General features: G+C 70.5%; 1 protein-coding gene. It reads right to left on the reverse strand.

All coding sequences use genetic code 11. From position 1 onward, the window contains the following. Positions 1 to 164: 164 nt before the first annotated feature. Entirely contained in the window at positions 165 to 1400 is a 1236-nt protein-coding gene (locus ACEN88_RS31490) for a glycoside hydrolase family 5 protein (protein ID WP_413346064.1), read from the reverse strand. Positions 1401 to 1482 lie beyond the last annotated feature (82 nt).

Here is a 1482-nt window from a genome sequence, read left to right on the forward strand (position 1 = left end):
CGTCGAGCCGGCGCGCCGCGAAGGGCTGGCCGCCTTGCGCGGTCGTGTACACCTGCCAGGGCTGGTCCGCCGTATCAGCCCGTGCGATGCCGGGCAACAGCGCGGCGGCGCACACCAGCCGGATCATGGTTCGTGTCGTGGTCACGATGGTCTCCTCGTTGTCGTTACAGGCCCGCGAATGGATCGGGGGCATTGGAGCTGGTCATCCAGTCGCGCAGCGGCCGGTGCGGCTCGTAGCGCACGGCCCCGTACCGCCTGAACAGGTTCTCGATGTCGGCCAGCGACGCCGTGTTGAAGTCGAGCGCGGGGATCGTGTCGCCCGCCGCGTTGGTGACCATGCCCCAGGTACCCGTGCCGTGGCCGCCCGCGTTGCTGGCGTACTTGTAGGCCCAGGCGGTGGTGGCCCAGCCGAGCCTGGCGTACGTGTCGAAGGTGGCGCGCGTCACCTGTGCGCCCGTCTCCAGGCCCATGCTGGCCCACGGCTGCGTCTCGCCGACGAGGAGCGGCGTCTCGAGGCCCTGGATGCGCTTGTCCCATTCGCACACGCCGGTCGTCCGCGCCGCATTGCAGAGCAGCCAGTCGCGGTGCACGGCCGGGCCGATCGAACCCCAGCCGAACAGGCCCGGATAGAAATGCATCTCGAACGCCACGTTCGTCATGCCCTTCGCGGCCGGGTCGCCGTACGCGCCGATGCCGCTGCTGTGGCCCGGCAGGATGGCGACGTGGTTCGGGTCCACGGCACGCACCGCCGTGTACACCTTGCCGATGAAGGCGGCCAGCGTCGCCGGATCGGTACCCCACGGCTCGTTCAGCAGGCTGTAGCCCGCCACCGCCGGACGGTCCTTGTAGCGCGCCGCCACCTGCTGCCACAGCCACACGGTGCGGTCCTGGTAGGCCGGCGTCGTCCACAGTTCGGCCGGACCGGTGCAGCCGTCGTGCTGCTCCTTCTCCCCGGCCTGGCCGCCGGCCGCGCCGTGCAGGTCGAGGATCACGTAGATGCCGCGCCGCTCCGCCTGGGCAATCGCGTCGTCCAGGTAGTGCCACGCATCGGCGCGCAGACTCCCCGGATGCTGCTCGTCTTCCACGAGCGTGTGGATGAACGGCAGGCGCACCACGTTCACGCCGAACTGCGCGAGCTGGTCCCAGTCGGCCGGCTTCATCCAGTTGTCGCGGAACACCTTGAACAGGCGGTCGCGCTCCGCATAGCCGAAGCGCTTGTCGAGGACGGCCTCCAGCCGGCATTGCGTGTCGATGCCGTTCGCCCCCTGCCCCATCATCCAGAATTCGTTGATCAGCCAGTTGCCGAGGTTGGCGCCCTTCAGGTGGATCTCGGTGCCGTCGGCCGTGACCCATTTCGCGCCCTGCGCGTGGATCATCTGCACCGCTTGCGTGATCGGCACCGCGGGTCCCGGCTCGACCGGGTGCGCCGTGGGTGGCGGCGTCGTGGCGGCCGGCGGGGGGGTGGGGGGGGGGGGGGGCGGG

The organism is Massilia sp. CT11-108, assembly GCF_047302915.1.
GTDB classification, from domain to species: Bacteria; Pseudomonadota; Gammaproteobacteria; order Burkholderiales; family Burkholderiaceae_D; genus Telluria; species Telluria orientalis.